Source organism: Aeromonas hydrophila subsp. hydrophila ATCC 7966 (assembly GCF_000014805.1).
Lineage (GTDB): Bacteria > Pseudomonadota > Gammaproteobacteria > Enterobacterales > Aeromonadaceae > Aeromonas > Aeromonas hydrophila.
This window is the reverse complement of the sequence record NC_008570.1, coordinates 1645219-1661091: the sequence shown is the minus strand read 5'-3', so window position 1 is coordinate 1661091 and position 15873 is coordinate 1645219. Positions and strand designations below refer to the sequence as shown.

The window sequence follows — 15873 nt, the reverse complement described above, 5'->3', positions numbered from 1 at the left end:
GTCGGTTCGCGCACCGGCTGTCAGGTTGCGCCAGCATGCATACCAAAGATCAGATTTTTGCCGCCCCTATCGCTCGATTGGGGGATTTTTGCTTTGACGAACAGGTCGTCGATGTCTTCCCCGACATGATCCAGCGCTCGGTGCCGGGTTACAGCAACATCATCTCCGCCATCGGCATGATGGCCGCCCGTTACGCCCAGCCCCAGAGCCGGCTCTACGACCTCGGCTGTTCGCTCGGCGCCGCCACCCAGGCGATGCGTCGCCACGTCACCCAGCCCGGCTGCCACATCACGGCGGTGGATCTCTCCCACCCCATGATCGAGCGTGCCCGCGCCCACCTCTCCGGCTTCAAGTCCGAGGTGCCGGTGGAGCTGGTGGAGGCGGACATCTGCGACATCGCCATCGAGAACGCCTCCGTGGTGGTGCTCAACTTCACCCTGCAGTTCGTCGAGCCCGAAAAGCGGGCCGCCCTGATCCAGCGCATCTTTGATGGGCTGCGCCCGGGCGGGATCCTGATCCTGAGCGAAAAATTCCGCTTCGAAGATGCACCGGTCAACGAGCTGCTCATCGACCTGCACCTCGACTTCAAGCGCGCCAACGGTTACAGCGAGCTGGAGATCAGCCAGAAGCGCACCGCCCTTGAGAACGTGATGCGCACCGACAGCCTGCCGGTGCATCAGGCCCGCCTGCGGGATGCCGGCTTCGCCCATCAGGATCTCTGGTTCCAGTGCTTCAACTTCGGCTCCATGATTGCCATCAAATCGAGCGAGCCTGCCCAGCCATGATCGACTTTGCCAACTTCTATCAGCTGATCGCCAAGAATCGGCTGAGCCACTGGCTGCATACCCTGCCCGCCCAGCTGCACGCCTGGCAGCACGACAACCAGCACGGTGATCTGCCGCGCTGGAACCGCGCCCTCAACAAGCTGCCGCAGGTAGCCCCCGGCCACATCGAGCTGCACAGCCGGGTCGAAATCGGCTCGGCCGAGAGCCTCGGCGAAGGGGAGCGCAAGAAGGTGGAGAGCCTGCTGCGCCACTTCATGCCCTGGCGCAAGGGGCCCTTCACGGTGCACGGCATCCACATCGACACCGAGTGGCGCTCCGACTGGAAGTGGGATCGGGTGCTGCCCCACATCAGCCCGCTTGCCGGTCGCTACGTGCTGGACGTGGGCTGCGGCAGCGGTTACCACCTCTGGCGCATGGTGGGTGAAGGGGCCAAGCTGGCGGTCGGCATCGACCCAAGCCCGCTGTTCCTCTGCCAGTTCGAGGCCATCCGCCACTTCGCCGGCAACGACCAGCGCGCCCACCTGCTGCCGCTCGGCATTCAGGAGCTGCCGGAGCTGCGGGCGTTCGACACCGTCTTCTCCATGGGGGTGCTCTATCACCGCAAGTCCCCCATCGAGCACATCGAGCAACTGCGCAACCAGTTGAAAGACGACGGCGAGCTGGTGCTGGAGACGCTGGTGATCGACGGCGGCGTCAACGACGTGCTGGTACCCACCGATCGCTACGGCAAGATGCGCAACGTCTGGTTCATCCCCTCCAGCGCGGCCCTCAAGCTGTGGGTCGAGCGCTGCGGATTTACCGATGTGCGGATTGTCGACGAGAATATGACCAGCACCGACGAACAGCGTCGTACCGACTGGATGATTAATGAATCCCTGAGTGATTATCTGGATCCAACCAATCCCGCACTCACGGTAGAAGGACACCCGGCACCCAAACGTGCCGTACTGATTGCCAGAAAGGCCAAAGACTAGCCGATGGCGGCTGTGGAAGTTACACTGACCCAATTCCAGGAAGCACAGTTAAATGAATGACATGAAAAGCAAATTAAAAGGAATGACCCTGCTCTCCCTGCTCAGTCTCGGCGGGTGTGTCAGTATGGAGAAAGCGCCCCCGGTACCTACCTTGACGCTGGCCGAGCTTCGCAACGAGATCAATCTGAGCGAGCAGCGCCTGCAAACATCCATGGAACAGCAACAGAAGCAGTATGTGCAGCAACAGCACCTGCTGGTTCAGCTCAACACTGATGTCAACAACATGAAAGAGTCCGTGAACAAAGTCGGCAGCAAGCTCGAATCCCTGCCACCCGAGCCGCCCAAGCCCATGGCGATCCCGACCGAGAAGTGCCAGGCCCCGAGCCAGGGTCACACCGTCGATGGCAAGCTGCTGGTCGGCGAGGCGGAGTGGATCTGGGTTGACGCGGCCAACGACGCCTTCCAGGCGCGGGTCGATACCGGTGCCACCACCTCCTCCATCAGCGCCCAGGACATCACCATCTTCGAGCGCAACGGCAAGAACTGGGTGCGCTTCTTCCTGAGCCATCAGGAGATGGACGACAAGATCCAGATTGAAGCGCCGCTGGTGCGCCACGTGCGGGTGCGTCAGGCCTCCGCCGACGATCTCGACCGCCGTCCGGTGGTACGCCTTGCGGTACGCATCGGCGACATGACCGAGAAGGCCGAATTTACCCTGAAGGACCGCAGCGACATGGCCTTCCCCGTGCTGCTGGGCCGTGAGTTTTTGAAAGACATCGCCGTGGTTGATGTGGCCCGCGAATATATCCAACCCAAACCCAAGCTCAAGGATGTGAAATAATCCATGGTTTCCCGTAAGCCGTTCTATTTGCTGGTAGCCCTGCTGTACATTGTCGGCCTGGGGATGACGTTCTATCACCACATCGCGCTGGACGTACCGCTCACGCCGGGTGAAAAACGCCAGATCTGGTCCATCGAAGCCAAGCTGGAGTTCGAGGCCACCGGCGAGCCGGTGATCGCCTCCCTGGCTATTCCGGGCACCCAGCCCGGTTTCACCCTGATGAACGAGAACGCCGCGAGCCCGGGCTACGGTCTCTCCTTCGTCGAGAAGGATGGCGATGCCCGCGCCGAGTGGTCCATCCGCAGCGCTTCCGGCCGTCAGGAGCTCTACTACCGCGTCGACATGATGGCCGATGCCCATGCCAAACCGGCCGCCAACCCGCTGCCGCCGGCCATCGAGAAGCAGATCGAGAGCGAGCCCTACGCCACCGCCATGAAGCAGATCCTGGAACGTGCCCAGGAGCGCTCCGCCGACGGCTACACCCTGACTCGCGAGATCATCAAGGAGATCGAGAAGCAGGAGCAGAACGCCGAGCTGCTGAAGAAGCACAAGAGCCGCGCCAACCTGATCGCCGAGCTGCTCAACAACGCCGACGTGCCGACCCGTGTCGTGCACGCGCTGAGCCTGGAAGATGGCCGCCGTCGTCAGGAGCTGGTGGACTACCTGCAGGTGTTCAACAGCCCGACCGACTACAAGCTGTTCAACCCGCAGACCGGTGAACAGGGCCGCCCTGCCAACCTGCTGCTGTGGGAATACAACTCCGGCGCCCTGCTGGACGTGACCGGTGGTCACAACTCCCGCGTCAGCTTCTCGATGATCGAGCAGGAACAGCCGGTCAGCGTGGCGCTGGCCCAGAAGTTTGAAAAATCGGAGATGATGAACTTCTCCATCCACAGCCTGCCGCTGGAAGAGCAGACCCTGTTCAAGGGCTTGCTGCTGATCCCGATCGGCGTGCTGATGGTGGTGTTCCTGCGGGTACTGGTGGGGATCAAGACCTCGGGTACCTTCATGCCGGTGCTGATCGCGGTCGCCTTCATCCAGACCTCGCTGGTCACCGGTCTCATCGGTTTCCTGCTGATCGTCGGCACCGGTCTGGTGATCCGCTCCTACCTGTCGCGGCTCAACCTGCTGCTGGTCGCCCGAATATCGGCCATCATCATCATGGTGATCTCGATGATCGGCATCTTCTCCGCGTTCGCCTTCAAGCTGGGACTGACCGACGGCATGAAGATCACCTTCTTCCCGATGATCATCCTCTCCTGGACCATCGAGCGGATGTCCATCCTGTGGGAAGAAGAGGGTCCGAAAGAGGTGTTCCGCCAGGGTGGCGGCTCTCTGCTGGTGGCCGTCATCGCCTATCTGGCCATGGATAACGAACTGATCCGTCACCTTACCTTCAACTTCCTCGGCCTGCAGCTGGTGCTGATGGCGACCGTGCTGTTGATGGGTAACTACACCGGCTACAAGCTGAGCGAACTCAAGCGCTTCAAGCCGCTGGTGGACGAGATCAAATCGGGTGCCACTCCGGGTAAGGACAAGTAACAGATGTGGTTCTGGGAAAAGTACACCACCCCGTGGAGCCTGTCCCAATCAGGCATCCTCGGCATGAACAAGCGCAACCACTCCTATATCAGCCGCTACAATCCGCGCAGCCTCTATCCGCTGGTGGATGACAAGCTGCAGACCAAGCGCATCGCGCTGGATGCCGGCGTCACGGTACCGGAACTGATCGGTACCATTCGTGCCCAGCACGACGTGAGCCGCATCACCGAGCTGGTGAAGGATTGGCCGGGCTTCTGCATCAAGCCGGCGCGTGGCTCCGGCGGCAAGGGGATCCTGGTGATCCTGCGCCAGGAAGAGGGTCTGTTCTACAAGCCCAATGGCAGCGCCTCCAACGGGCAGGATCTGGAGCGCCATGTCTCCAACATCCTGGCCGGGCTCTATTCGCTGGGCGGCAAGCCCGACGTGGCGCTGGTGGAAGGCCTCATCAACTTCGATGACGTGTTCGACGGCTACTCCTTCGAAGGGGTCCCCGATGCCCGAGTGATCATCTTCAAGGGCTTCCCGGTGATGGCCATGATGCGCCTCTCCACCGCTGCATCCGACGGCAAGGCAAACCTGCACCAGGGCGCCGTGGGGGTGGGTCTGTGCCTGCGTACCGGCCGTGCGCTGCGGGCGGTGCAATTCGGCAATCCGCTGCGCCACCACCCGGACACCGGCCTCGATCTCTATGAGCTCAAGGTGCCCCACTGGGACACCCTGCTGACCCTGGCGGCCTCCTGCTACGAGATGTCGGGCCTGGGCTATATCGGGACCGACATGGTGCTGGACAAGTTCCGCGGCCCCATGCTGCTGGAGCTCAACGCCCGTCCGGGCCTTGCCATCCAGATCGCCAACGGCCGCGGTCTGGTGCCCAACCTCAAGACCATCGAGAAGCTGGGCCAGGTAAAGATGAACGTGGAGCAGCGGGTCAACTTCGCCAAGGATCACTTCGGTATCTTTGACGAGTAGTCCGGACACCCATGACCAAAGCGCGCCAAAGGGCGCGCTTTTTTATGCCTGCCGAATAACAGCCATAAAAAAACCGATGCCTGGGCATCGGTTTTTCACTATCCGGTTTGCCGACCCGATTACAGGGAAGCAGCGTTCTCGGACAGGTACTTGGCAACGCCGTCCGGAGAGGCGGTCATGCCTTTTTTGCCTTTTTCCCACTGAGCCGGGCACACTTCGCCGTGCTCTTCGTGGAACTGCAGGGCATCGACCATGCGCAGCATCTCGTCGATGTTGCGGCCCAGCGGCAGATCGTTGACAACCTGATGACGAACGACACCGTTCTTGTCGATCAGGAAGGAGCCACGGAATGCAACGCCGGCTTCCGGGTGCTCGACGTCATAGGCTTTGCAGATCTCGTGCTTGATGTCGGCAACCAGCGGGTACTTGACCGGGCCGATGCCGCCGTCTTCGATCTTGGTGTTGCGCCAGGCGTTGTGGGAGAACTCGGAGTCGATGGAGACACCGATCACTTCCACGCTACGCTTGTTGAACTCTTCCAGACGGTGATCGAAGGCAATCAGCTCGGACGGGCAGACGAAGGTGAAATCGAGCGGATAGAAGAACAGGACGGCTGCCTTGCCCTTGATGTGGGATGCCAGGTTGAAGGAGTCAACGATCTGGCCATTGCCCAGAACGGCAGCAGCGGTGAAATCGGGTGCGGGACGGCCTACCAATACCATATTCAATTCCTCTTTATGTGAAGTGAACAATCCTGTCAGGATCAGGCTACCTAGAGCCAAGTCCGTCTAATTAAAGCGACAAACTATAGCCCCGATGGTAGATTAGTTAAATCAAATTAAATAGATAGCATTAATCGGGTTTTCCTATGCAACGTTGGCCCAGCCTGAAACAGCTGCAATATCTGGTTGCTCTCGACGAGCACAAGAACTTCAACCGCGCCGCCAAGGCCTGTCATGTCAGCCAGTCGACCCTGAGTACCGGGATCCAGACGCTGGAGGACATGATGAACCTGCAACTGGTGGAACGGGACCACAAGAGCTTCATTATGACCCCGGTCGGCATGGAAATCGTCGAGCGAGCTCGCAATTTGCTCTCCGATGCACGGGATCTGATGGAGCTCGGCCAGCATCAGGGGGGCGTCATGCACGGCACGGTACGCCTGGGCTGTATTCCCACCATCGCCCCCTTCCTGCTCAGCAAGCTGCTGCAGGTGTGCGGCAAGACCTATCCTGAGCTGGAATTGTTGCTGCGTGAAGACACCACCACCAACCTGCTCAAGCAGCTGGAGCAGGGTCAGCTCGACCTGCTGATCCTGGCGCTGCCGGTGGAGATCGGCGGCTTTCACTGCAAGACGGTCGGCCAGGATCCCTTCCACATGGTGATGCCCGCCAGCATGGCGGCCAGCCTGCACACCCCGTTCGACTACAAGGAGCTGCCCAACCAGAGCATCTTCCTGCTGGAGCGGGAGCACTGCCTCACCGAACACGCGGTGAGCGCCTGCCGGCTGCGGGACAAGAGCAAGATCAACCCGTTTGCCGCCACCAGCCTGCACACCCTGGTGCAGATGGTCGGCGCCGGGCTCGGCACCACCTTCCTGCCGCAGATGGCCATCGATGCCGGCATCCTCGACAACACGGATCTGGTGGCCATCCCGCTGCCGGGAGAACATCCCTATCGCGAGATAGGGCTGGTATGGCGCCCCAGCACCACCCGGGTGCAGACCTTCTACAAGCTGGCGGAGCTGCTCGCCCCGCTCATCGAAAACAAGGCCTGATCCACCATCCATAAAAAACGCCGGCACTTGCCGGCGTTGTTGTCTTGGCCGCAAGGCCCAGCTCTGTCAGTGACTGGCCGGTGGCCCGAAGATGCGGGTGTAGGAGGTCAGGGTCCGTACACTCACATTCTGCGGATTGCCATTCTCGTCGTAGAGCCCCAGCGCCCCGCTCTGCTTGTCATGACCCAGCAGCTGATGGGCACTCAGGTTGCTGAGCGCATCGCTGTCCGCTTTCCACTCCCAGCGCTGACCCAGGCTCAGGCTGCAGCTCTGCAGCTGGCCGAGGTTGTTGCCGTCCAGGCAGCGGCGGGTATCCTGCGCGCTGACATAGCGGCCGTACTGGTCATAGATGAAAGACTGGGCGGCCGAGGTCTCGTCACAGGTTACCGCGCTCAGACCATGGTTGGCATCCGCGCTCAGGCAGCGGTTGTCAAAGCCCCCCAGCTGCAGGTTGACCGGGCGACCGCCGGTAAACACCGGGTGGTTCCAGTCCACCTTGAAGCTGGTGGACGCCGTCACCCGTCTGCGCTTGTCGGTATCTTCAAAGCCCTGGAAGGAGACATGGGCCCCCACCACGTAGTAGTGCTTGTAGATGCCGGTGTAGATGGGGCGGATGTTGACCGAAGAGTCGATCTTGAACTCGGTGCTGCCCGTCTCGTCCGGTGCCGCCTTATAGATGACGTCCAGATTCGGCACGAACCCCTTGTAGCTGAGCGGCTGGATGCGGTTATGATCCACGTCGTAGCCCATGCCCCAGACGGTGGCCGTCTTGGAGGAGAGCAGGGACTCCGCGGTCGCGTATTGATCGCGCACCCAGCTGAAACTCACCTTCTGGGCGCTCGGCGCCGAGCGTTCGACCCGGTAATCCTGGGTGTTGTAGGCGAGCTGGCGCTGCTGGCTGAACTTGGCCGACGCCTCCAGCTTGGCCTTGGGCCCATCCTTGTTCACCTCGACCCCGCCGGTGACCCCCACCTCGAAACCCGAGATCTCGCGATGCTCGTACTTGCTGTTGAGGTTGGTCGGCAGGCTCTTGAGCACCGCCGCCTTGGTGTTGGACGCCTCGATACTGAAGCGGTAATCCTGGGCGATGGCATCGGTGGCATAGTCGCGGGCCCAGCCATCCAGCAGCAGGTAGTCCGCGATGTTCTCGCTCCAAGTGAGATCTTCGTTGAGCTGGATGCCGGCACCGGCCGACTCTTCGTCCAGCGAGATCCGCACTATCTTGGCATCCGGCGTGGCGGAGCCGGTGTTGCCAAATTGCAGGGAGCGCTCCAGGTTGACCCGGTAAACCAGCGAGATGTTCGGCGAATCGCAGAACAGCCGATCACCCCGGCTCCAGGTGCGCGAGCGCGGGAAGGTACACTCGGCATCGCTGATCTTGCGGTTGACGTTGAGGTAGAAGGCCACGTGGGGCAGGCCAGCCTCGGCGGCAGGCGGCTGGGTCAGCGAGCGCTTGTGGCGCTTGCCCTGCCCTTCCAGGCTCTCGACCCGCTCCATCACCTGATAGAAGGCCGGGTCATCGACGCCTCCCAGCGGGGTGAACAGCAGCTCCCCCTTGTAGCCGGACACCAGCACCCAGTCCGCATCAAAAGAGATGCCGGCCAGCTGCTCCATGGCCTTTCTGGTCTGCTGCCGCTCGCTCTGGTCGGTGACGGCGCTGAAATCGATGAACAGACGCTCGCCCCGTGCCAGCACCCGCTCGCGCAGCTGATCCCGAGTCATGAGCGGCGTCGCCCCCTGCCTCTTGAGCCAGACATCGGCATTGAGGTAAATCAGACCCTGTTCGGATTGCAGGCTGGCCAGCATGGCGGTGCCCTGGTCAGTACGTTCGCCAATATCTTCGGCTTGCACGCTGCCTGCCAACAAGGCCAGCGCGAGCAGACTGAGAGTGGGGGCTTGCGTGATGAATTTGCGTGGTTTTTTGTTTTTCATTGTTATCTCCTTGTCGAATCACGCCAAGCTATTTAAACAATGAACGAATACGGCATAACCATATTATTCACGGTTATATTTCCGGGCGTTATTCTGCTTGCCTGTCATGACATTCATTATTCTCGCCGTGAATTAACAGCGTGGCGGCGAATGCATTTATTGTTGACAGAACAAGGATCGCGATACGATCTAAGGTGGATGATTCGGCATGCGCCGATGCTATTACACGGGAGTCGCGCTCTGACGGCAATCTTCCCTCAAGGTCGCCTGACTGCGCCTTGCATCTCGCACTGTGCCCGTTGGCTTGGCGGTAGCGCCCATCGGCCTGAACGATGGTGCGACAGCCTGATAGCGCAGGCCTCCTGGTGCGAGGGAACACTCACTGCTATGGACCGGATATCATGGGATGGCCCTCCTCTGTCTGGTGATATTGTCAGCCGACGCCAGTCATTGGCCGAATATTATTATGTGAACCAGTTGCGGGAATATACCCAGAGATATCTTGTGGTGCTGCCATCATATTGGCGGTGAAAATGGCGGGGTCCCTTGCCATTTATTTGATGGCACCATCATAACGAATTAACCCTGAGACAGAACGTGACACAGATCACGGGGCGGCGTCAACAAGGTTAATTATCATTTCATGACCGGGCTGATTGGAATAACTACTTTAATATTGAAATACTCATTCAAGATAATCGCCAAATATTATTCAAATGAATACAAATAATATTATGACCCTCTGCGTTTTCGCCTCTTTTGGGGTAGCCAGAGGCTGTTTCTTGCAAGCAAGGCTATGTTCGAGCCCCGAACCCCGTTTATGATGGAGACGTTGTCGTCTCGAAGGAGCCCCCATGGATTGCAAATGGCTGCTACCCCTGCTGGCCCTGTTGCTGGCCGCCTGTTCCAGCACACCCGAGCCTGCCCCGCCACGCCAGCAGAGCAGCGCCTTTGAAGGATTCTATCAGCAGTGGCGCGGCGTGCCCTATCGCATGGGCGGCTCGGATCGGGCCGGCCTCGACTGCTCCGCCTTCACCCAGCTCGCCTACCAGCAGGTGATGGGTTTCAACCTGCCCAGAACCACTGAATCCCAGGCCAACCTGGGCCGGCCGGTCGATCGCTACCGGCTGCAGCACGGCGATCTAGTTTTCTTCAAGACCGGCTGGCAGCAATACCACGTCGGTGTCTACACCGGCGGCGGGGAGTTTATCCACGCCTCCACCAGCAAGGGGGTGATCCGCTCGCGCCTCGACAACGTCTACTGGAACAGCCGTTACTGGCAGGCGCGCCGCCTCACCCAGTGACCGCCATAAAACAACAGGGCCCGCGACGGGCCCTGTTGTTGTTGATTCAACGGATGGCTCAGTGCTTGCGGTGCCAGCGCGGCGAGGTGGCCCGCTCGCCCCAGGGAGTCACGCAGGGCAACAGCGCCCCTTCTATCACCTTGTCGCTGCCAGCCAGGGCCTCGGCAATCTTCTCGTGCAGCACCCGCAGCAGGCGCCCCTCCTGTTCGGCCAGGGAGTGACCCGCGGCAAAAAACTCGCGCTGATGCTGCAGCGCCAGCTTCTGGGCAAATTCATAGGTGTTGAAGCAATCCGGCATCCGCTCGACCACATCTTCCAGGCGGGCCAACAAGCTGTTCAGTTCCCTGGTCATAACACTCTCTCCTTGTCGGTTGATAGCCAAAAACTACCCCTTATTGGATAATTCACCAACCCCAAATCCACGAAAGTGTGGAGGCCAGCACAGTCGCCGGGTGAGTCATCCGCGCCCCATCCTAAGCCAACGGGCAAAACTTTACAGCCAGTTAACAAGACGCTAGATTTAGACCGACCAATCAGTCGGTCCCTAACCAGCGGGGTATGCCATGGAAGCAATGCAGTTGCAGGAGGCCACCGACAAGCTGTCGCTCCCGGCCAGACTGGCCAGACTCAAAGACGCCTGTCACCAACATCCCATGCCGAGTCTGAGCGAGCGCAGAGCCCATCTCAGCCAGCTCAAGCGTGCCCTGATCGCCCACAAGCAACCGCTGTGCGATGCCCTGGCCAAAGACTATGGCCAGCGCAGCGACTACGACAGCATGATTGCCGACATCCTCCCCTGCGTCATGCAGATCAACTACACCCAGAAACGGATCAAGCGCTGGATGCGCCCGCACCGCCGCCACACCGGCCTGCTGCTGGCACCGGCCCGGGTGGAGGTGTTCTATCAGCCGCTCGGGGTGGTCGGCATCATAGTGCCATGGAACTTCCCGGTGATGCTGAGCCTCGGCCCCCTCATCAGCGCCATCGCCGCCGGCAACCGCGCCATGCTGAAGCTCTCCGAATTCACCCCCCACACCAACCGGGTGCTGCGCGAGCTGCTGGACGGCGTCTTCGACGAGCGCCAGGTAATGGTGATTGAAGGTGACGCCCAGGTGGCGGCCGCCTTCAGCGCCCTGCCCTTCGACCACCTGCTGTTTACCGGCTCCACCGCCGTGGGCCGGCTGGTGATGGCCGCGGCGGCCCCCCAGCTCACCCCGCTCACCCTGGAGCTCGGCGGCAAGAGCCCCTGCCTCATCGCCCCCGACATGCCATTGGCGCTGGCGGTGGAGCGGATGATCTTCGGCAAGAGCCTCAATGCCGGCCAGATCTGCGTCGCCCCCGACTATGTGCTGCTGCCGCGCGGTCAGGAGCAGGCCTTTGTCGAGGCCTATCGCGATCACTTCGCCCGCCTCTATCCCCAGGGGCTGGCCAGCGCGGATTACGGCTCCATCATCAATGGCCGCCAGTATGAACGGCTCACCAGCTGGCTGGCTGAAGCCGAGCGGGCTGGCGCCCAGATACATCCCTGTGGCAGCCCGGCCCGGGACGATGGCGCCCATCGCCTGCTGCCCCATCTGCTGACCGAAGTGCCGAACCACTGCCAGCTGATGCAGCAGGAGATTTTCGGCCCGCTGCTGCCGATCGTGCCCTATGACTCGCTGGACGAGGCGCTCGCCTACATAGCCGCGCGGCCCCGCCCGCTCGCCTTCTACCTGATGAGCCTGGACCCCGCCCTGCAGCACAAGGTGATCCGGGAGACCCACTCCGGCGGCATGGCCATCAACGACAGCCTGTTCCAGGTGGCGGCCGACGACGTGCCCTTTGGCGGCATCGGTGCCTCCGGCATGGGTCACTACCACGGCCACGAGGGGTTTCTCACCTTCTCCAAGGCCAAGACCGTGCTGAGCCGGGGACGCTTCAGCACCGGCACCATGGTGCACCCTCCCTATCGGCGCTGGCACCAGCGGCTGATGATGGCCCTGTTTTTGCGCTGACGAGACCAGCATGAACACACCCGTGACCGACAAGCGCCGCCAGATCCTGGATGCCGCCCTTGCCCTCTGCGCCGAAGATGGCTTGCAGGGCGCCGCCACCGCCCGCATCGCCAAGGCAGCCGGGGTGGCCAACGGCACCCTGTTTCACCACTTTCCCAGCAAGGAGGTGCTGATCCAGAGCCTCTACCAGGACATCAAGCTGCGCCTTGGCGCCGCCATCACCGAGGCCGACGCCGCCCTGCCCCTCAAGGAGCAGGCACGCCACTACTGGAGCCAGGCGATGGCCTGGATGCAGGCCCACCCCCACGAGCTCAAGTTCGTGCTGGGCTTCTTTCACTCCCCCCTGCTGGCTCGCCCGCTGCGCAGCCAGATCCTGAGCGACACCCTGCGTTTTCTACCCCGCCTGCTGGCCCAGGGCCAGGCCAGCGGCGAATTGATGCAAGCTCCACCGGCCCTGATGCTGGAGGTGTGCCAGGGCCAGTTCCTGGCCTGCGCCTCGCTGTTTGTCGACCAACCTGAACTGGGACGGGACGGCCACTGGCAAGCCAGCGCCTTCGCCCTGTTCTGGTCCGCCATCTCGGGAGTTCACGCTTATGCACAACCGACACCTTGATACTCTGGCGGCGCTGGGTCGTCGCCTGTGGATCAGCAGCCTGCTCTGGATCATCGGCCGCACCCTGTGCCGCGCCGCCCGCATCGACGAGGCGGTGCGCCAGGAGCTCGCCCCCCTGCCGGACGGGCTCACCATCCGGCTGGAGGTGAGCGGCATGACCCACGGCCTGACCATTCACAAGGCGGCTGGGCGCTGGCAGAGCGGCCCCGCGCCCGACACCGGCGGGCTGCATCCGCTGCGGGTGCGCTTCAAGCATTCCGCCATCGCCTTTCGCGCCCTTAGCTTTCGGCTCGGGGTCAATCAGGCGTTCAGCGAGAACCGCCTGCTGGTGGAGGGGGATCTCACCGTCGCCATGCACCTGGTGCGGGCCCTGGAGCAGCTGCAGGCGCTGATCCTGCCGGCCTTCATCGCGCGGCCACTGCTGCGCCACTATCCGAGCCCACGCCACAAGCTGAGCCGGGCCTGCCACATATACCTGGGTCTGTTGACCGGCTGAACGAGAGGATGAGCACCATGAGTCGCTATTACGATTTTTTCTGCCCGGTCAAACTGATGGCGGGCGAGCAGGCGCTGGAGCAACTGGCCGGCGAACTGGCTGGATTGGGGGCGCGCAAGCCGCTGCTGCTCACCGACAAGGGGGTCAGCGGCACCGGCCTCGCCACCCTGCTGGCCGGGGTGCTGGCCGAAGGGGAGCTGCCGGTGGCCGCCATCTGGGACGAGATCCCGGCCGACTCCTCCACCGCCGTGGTGGAGCGGATTGCGGCCCGTTACCGGGAGCTCGGCTGTGACAGCCTGGTGGCACTGGGCGGCGGTTCCGTCATCGACACCGCCAAGGCGGTCAACATTCTCGCCTCCATGGGGGGGACGCGGCTGCTGGATTACGCCGGCGCCGGCTGCCTGACCCGGCCGCTGCAACCGCTGGCGGTGGTGCCCACCACGGCGGGCACCGGCTCGGAAGTGACCCTGGTGGCGGTGATCAAGGACGAGGCGAGCGGGCGCAAGGTGCCCTTTACCTCCCCCTTCCTGCTGCCCCAGCTGGCGGTGCTGGATCCGCGCCTCACCCAGGGGCTGCCGCTCAACATCACTGCCGCCACCGCCATGGATGCCATGACCCACGCCATCGAGGCCTTCATCGGCAATGCCAAGAACCCGGTCAGCGACGCCCTGGCGCTGATGGCGGTGGAGAAGATCGCCAACGCTCTGCCCCAGGTACTGAGCAACCCGCAGGACAAGCGGCTGCGGCTGCAGCTGGCGGAAGGTTCCACCCTGGCGGGCATGGCTTTCTCCAACTCTATGGTAGGGCTGGTACACGCCCTCGGCCACAGCCTGGGGGCCCGCTGCCACCTGCCCCACGGCCTGTGCATGAACCTCTTCCTGCCCACCGTGCTCGACTACAACCGGCCGGGCATCGATCCCGAGCTGGCCCGCCTGCTGCTGCCGCTGGTGGGGGCCGAGCGCTTTGCCGCAACCCCGGCCGCCGCGCGGCCCCAGGCCGCCATCGAGGCGCTGCAGGCGCTGCGCGATACCCTGTGGCAGGCGGTGAAGCTGCCGCGCACCCTGCGCGAGGCCGGCGTCACCGACAAGGCGCTGCTGCCCGAGATCCGCGATCTCGCCATCAACGACGGCGCCCTGCTCTACAACCGCAAGGATGCCGACCGCACCCAGCTGCTCGGCCTGCTCGAGCTGGCCTGGGAGTAATCAGACAGAGGCCCCGCATCGCGGGGCCTCCTGTTACCAGCTGATGGTGGCGCCAGCGCCGTAGTTGCCGCGATCTTCGGGCGCTTTTTCGCGCCAGATGGACTCCTTGTTGCGGCGCACGGCCTCTTCCCGCTCCTGCTTGCGCTCCCAGACGGGTTTTACCTCGTCCAGCGGCCGCTCGTGTTTCTGCCCCTGGTGATCAATCACCGAGCACTGCTTGTCGCCGCACTGATAGGCATAGGGTTCGACGGTACAACCCGCCGTGGCCAGACACAGGCCAAACAGAGAAAGACGAAGAGAGGAAGGCAAGATCATGGGACGCTCCTGTTTGCATCGGTCAACCAAGGGCGCCGAGTGTCAAACAGGAGGCAAATGGAATCAACCCTGCCAACGGTGTTGATTGTTACAAGGGGTACACAGTGCAATGTATCAGCAAGCTGTTGATACATATCACGTTAATCATCACGCTGACGCAAGCACTCAGCCTTGCTCGTCGCTAAACACCCCGGTGGAGAGGTAGCGATCTCCCCGATCGCAGATGATGGCCACCACCACTCCCTGTTTGATCTCTGCCGCCACCCGCAGCGCGCCGGCCACGGCGCCCCCCGAGCTGACCCCGCAGCAGATCCCCTCCTCCCGCGCCAGCCGGCGCATCATGGCGAGCGCCTCCTGCTGGGTCACGTCCAGCACCCGATCGACCCGGGCAGGCTCGAAAATGGCCGGCAAATAGGCCGCAGGCCAGCACCGGATCCCCGGGATCTGGCTCCCCTCGGCCGGTTGCAGGCCGATCACCTGCACCGCCGGGTTCTGCTCTTTGAGGTAGCGGGAGACCCCCATGATGGTGCCCGTGGTGCCCATGGCCGAGACGAAGTGAGTGACCGCCCCCTCGCTCTGGCGCCAGATCTCGGGGCCGGTGGAGAGGTAATGGGCATCCGGGTTGGCCGGATTGTTGAACTGATCGAGTACCAGCCCCTCGCCCCGCGCCTGCATCGCCAGGGCGAGGTCGCGCGCAGCCTCCATGCCGCCCTCCACCAGCACCAGCTCGGCGCCATAGGCCTGCATGGCATCGCGCCGCTCCTGGCTCATGGTATTTGGCATGACGAGCCGCATCCGGTAGCCCCGCGCCGCCGCCACCATGGCCAGCGCGATGCCGGTGTTGCCGGAGGTGGCTTCGATGAGGCGGGCCCCAGGCGCTAAGTGACCACTCGCCTCCGCGCACTTGATGAGGTTCAGCGCCGGCCTGTCCTTGACCGAGCCGGCCGGGTTGTTGCCCTCCAGCTTGACCAGCAGGGTGACACCGGGGTGGGGATTGATGCGACGCAGCGCCAGCAGGGGGGTATTGCCGATCAACTCTTCCAGCGTGGCAAAAGCCATAATGGGATCCATCCTTCGTGAACTGTTCTATACCTTGGCTAGCGGGTATGTACCCGGCCGGGCTCGCAGT

Annotated in this window: 16 protein-coding genes; 11 read left to right on the top strand and 5 right to left on the bottom strand. The window is 62.5% G+C overall.

What is annotated here, in order from left to right; genetic code table 11:
- Positions 1–35 precede the first annotated feature (35 nt).
- From cmoA to AHA_RS07625, 5 genes are read left to right on the top strand one after another with little or no spacing between them, the layout of a single operon-like run.
- Positions 36–785 (top strand): carboxy-S-adenosyl-L-methionine synthase CmoA, encoded by a 750-nt coding sequence (gene cmoA, locus AHA_RS07645; protein WP_011705416.1) that lies wholly within the window; start codon positions 36–38, stop codon positions 783–785.
- On the top strand, positions 782–1759 hold the full coding sequence (gene cmoB / locus AHA_RS07640) for a tRNA 5-methoxyuridine(34)/uridine 5-oxyacetic acid(34) synthase CmoB (RefSeq protein ID WP_041216623.1): 978 nt from the start codon (positions 782–784) through the stop codon (positions 1757–1759). Before cmoA ends, cmoB begins: the two co-directional genes overlap by 4 nt.
- Before the next feature lie 52 nt (positions 1760–1811).
- Complete coding sequence (locus AHA_RS07635) at positions 1812–2600, top strand: ATP-dependent zinc protease family protein (RefSeq protein ID WP_039213166.1); 789 nt, start codon at positions 1812–1814, stop codon at positions 2598–2600.
- Positions 2601–2603: 3 nt separating this feature from the next.
- The gene (locus tag AHA_RS07630) at positions 2604–4142 is read left to right on the top strand and encodes an inactive transglutaminase family protein (protein ID WP_011705413.1); all 1539 of its coding nucleotides are present in this window, start codon (positions 2604–2606) and stop codon (positions 4140–4142) included.
- 3 nt (positions 4143–4145) lie between these two features.
- A complete protein-coding gene (locus tag AHA_RS07625) occupies positions 4146–5111 on the top strand; it encodes an alpha-L-glutamate ligase-like protein (protein ID WP_011705412.1) in 966 nt (321 codons plus the stop codon).
- Between the two features lie 119 nt (positions 5112–5230).
- Here the strand turns inward: AHA_RS07625 and AHA_RS07620 are convergent, their stop codons facing one another.
- Positions 5231–5833: a peroxiredoxin C gene (locus AHA_RS07620; RefSeq protein WP_011705411.1), complete on the bottom strand. Its 603-nt coding sequence runs from the start codon at positions 5831–5833 to the stop codon at positions 5231–5233.
- A 146-nt stretch (positions 5834–5979) separates the two neighbouring features.
- Here AHA_RS07620 and AHA_RS07615 point away from each other — a divergent pair, with 146 nt between their 5' ends.
- On the top strand, positions 5980–6888 hold the full coding sequence (locus AHA_RS07615; RefSeq protein ID WP_011705410.1) for a hydrogen peroxide-inducible genes activator: 909 nt from the start codon (positions 5980–5982) through the stop codon (positions 6886–6888).
- A 66-nt stretch (positions 6889–6954) separates the two neighbouring features.
- On the opposite strand, the gene ahh1 is transcribed toward AHA_RS07615, so the two are convergent.
- A complete protein-coding gene (ahh1, locus tag AHA_RS07610) occupies positions 6955–8820 on the bottom strand; it encodes a hemolysin Ahh1 (RefSeq protein WP_011705409.1) in 1866 nt (621 codons plus the stop codon).
- 854 nt (positions 8821–9674) lie between these two features.
- On the opposite strand from ahh1, the gene AHA_RS07605 reads away from it, so the two are divergent.
- Positions 9675–10124: a C40 family peptidase gene (locus AHA_RS07605; RefSeq protein ID WP_011705408.1), complete on the top strand. Its 450-nt coding sequence runs from the start codon at positions 9675–9677 to the stop codon at positions 10122–10124.
- Positions 10125–10182: 58 nt separating this feature from the next.
- On the opposite strand, the gene AHA_RS07600 is transcribed toward AHA_RS07605, so the two are convergent.
- Complete coding sequence (locus AHA_RS07600; RefSeq protein ID WP_005299095.1) at positions 10183–10476, bottom strand: hypothetical protein; 294 nt, start codon at positions 10474–10476, stop codon at positions 10183–10185.
- Between the two features lie 211 nt (positions 10477–10687).
- On the opposite strand from AHA_RS07600, the gene AHA_RS07595 reads away from it, so the two are divergent.
- From AHA_RS07595 to AHA_RS07580, 4 genes are read left to right on the top strand one after another with little or no spacing between them, the layout of a single operon-like run.
- On the top strand, positions 10688–12118 hold the full coding sequence (locus tag AHA_RS07595; protein WP_011705407.1) for a coniferyl aldehyde dehydrogenase: 1431 nt from the start codon (positions 10688–10690) through the stop codon (positions 12116–12118).
- A gap of 10 nt (positions 12119–12128) precedes the next feature.
- Positions 12129–12731: a TetR/AcrR family transcriptional regulator gene (locus AHA_RS07590; protein WP_011705406.1), complete on the top strand. Its 603-nt coding sequence runs from the start codon at positions 12129–12131 to the stop codon at positions 12729–12731.
- Entirely contained in the window at positions 12712–13227 is a 516-nt protein-coding gene (locus tag AHA_RS07585) for an SCP2 sterol-binding domain-containing protein (protein WP_011705405.1), read from the top strand. The genes AHA_RS07590 and AHA_RS07585 overlap by 20 nt, the downstream gene beginning before the upstream one ends.
- A 17-nt stretch (positions 13228–13244) precedes the next feature.
- Positions 13245–14429, top strand: a complete 1185-nt coding sequence (locus AHA_RS07580) for an iron-containing alcohol dehydrogenase (RefSeq protein ID WP_011705404.1) — start codon at positions 13245–13247, stop codon at positions 14427–14429.
- A 33-nt stretch (positions 14430–14462) separates the two neighbouring features.
- Here AHA_RS07580 and AHA_RS07575 read toward each other — a convergent pair whose 3' ends face one another.
- A complete protein-coding gene (locus AHA_RS07575; protein ID WP_011705403.1) occupies positions 14463–14744 on the bottom strand; it encodes a hypothetical protein in 282 nt (93 codons plus the stop codon).
- Between the two features lie 165 nt (positions 14745–14909).
- The gene (gene cysM / locus AHA_RS07570; RefSeq protein ID WP_011705402.1) at positions 14910–15815 is read right to left on the bottom strand and encodes a cysteine synthase CysM; all 906 of its coding nucleotides are present in this window, start codon (positions 15813–15815) and stop codon (positions 14910–14912) included.
- Positions 15816–15873 lie beyond the last annotated feature (58 nt).

Bases quoted from the DNA above. Each gene is read 5' to 3' on its own strand.
- ahh1 (WP_011705409.1), bottom strand. From the start codon at position 8,820: ATGAAAAACAAAAAACCACGCAAATTCATCACGCAAGCCCCCACTCTC.
- AHA_RS07635 (WP_039213166.1), top strand. From the start codon at position 1,812: ATGAATGACATGAAAAGCAAATTAAAAGGAATGACCCTGCTCTCCCTG.
- AHA_RS07620 (WP_011705411.1), bottom strand. From the start codon at position 5,833: ATGGTATTGGTAGGCCGTCCCGCACCCGATTTCACCGCTGCTGCCGTT.
- AHA_RS07585 (WP_011705405.1), top strand. From the start codon at position 12,712: ATGCACAACCGACACCTTGATACTCTGGCGGCGCTGGGTCGTCGCCTG.
- AHA_RS07615 (WP_011705410.1), top strand. From the start codon at position 5,980: ATGCAACGTTGGCCCAGCCTGAAACAGCTGCAATATCTGGTTGCTCTC.
- cysM (WP_011705402.1), bottom strand. From the start codon at position 15,815: ATGGATCCCATTATGGCTTTTGCCACGCTGGAAGAGTTGATCGGCAAT.
- AHA_RS07625 (WP_011705412.1), top strand. From the start codon at position 4,146: ATGTGGTTCTGGGAAAAGTACACCACCCCGTGGAGCCTGTCCCAATCA.
- AHA_RS07605 (WP_011705408.1), top strand. From the start codon at position 9,675: ATGGATTGCAAATGGCTGCTACCCCTGCTGGCCCTGTTGCTGGCCGCC.
- cmoB (WP_041216623.1), top strand. From the start codon at position 782: ATGATCGACTTTGCCAACTTCTATCAGCTGATCGCCAAGAATCGGCTG.
- AHA_RS07575 (WP_011705403.1), bottom strand. From the start codon at position 14,744: ATGATCTTGCCTTCCTCTCTTCGTCTTTCTCTGTTTGGCCTGTGTCTG.
- cmoA (WP_011705416.1), top strand. From the start codon at position 36: ATGCATACCAAAGATCAGATTTTTGCCGCCCCTATCGCTCGATTGGGG.
- AHA_RS07630 (WP_011705413.1), top strand. From the start codon at position 2,604: ATGGTTTCCCGTAAGCCGTTCTATTTGCTGGTAGCCCTGCTGTACATT.
- AHA_RS07595 (WP_011705407.1), top strand. From the start codon at position 10,688: ATGGAAGCAATGCAGTTGCAGGAGGCCACCGACAAGCTGTCGCTCCCG.
- AHA_RS07580 (WP_011705404.1), top strand. From the start codon at position 13,245: ATGAGTCGCTATTACGATTTTTTCTGCCCGGTCAAACTGATGGCGGGC.
- AHA_RS07600 (WP_005299095.1), bottom strand. From the start codon at position 10,476: ATGACCAGGGAACTGAACAGCTTGTTGGCCCGCCTGGAAGATGTGGTC.
- AHA_RS07590 (WP_011705406.1), top strand. From the start codon at position 12,129: ATGAACACACCCGTGACCGACAAGCGCCGCCAGATCCTGGATGCCGCC.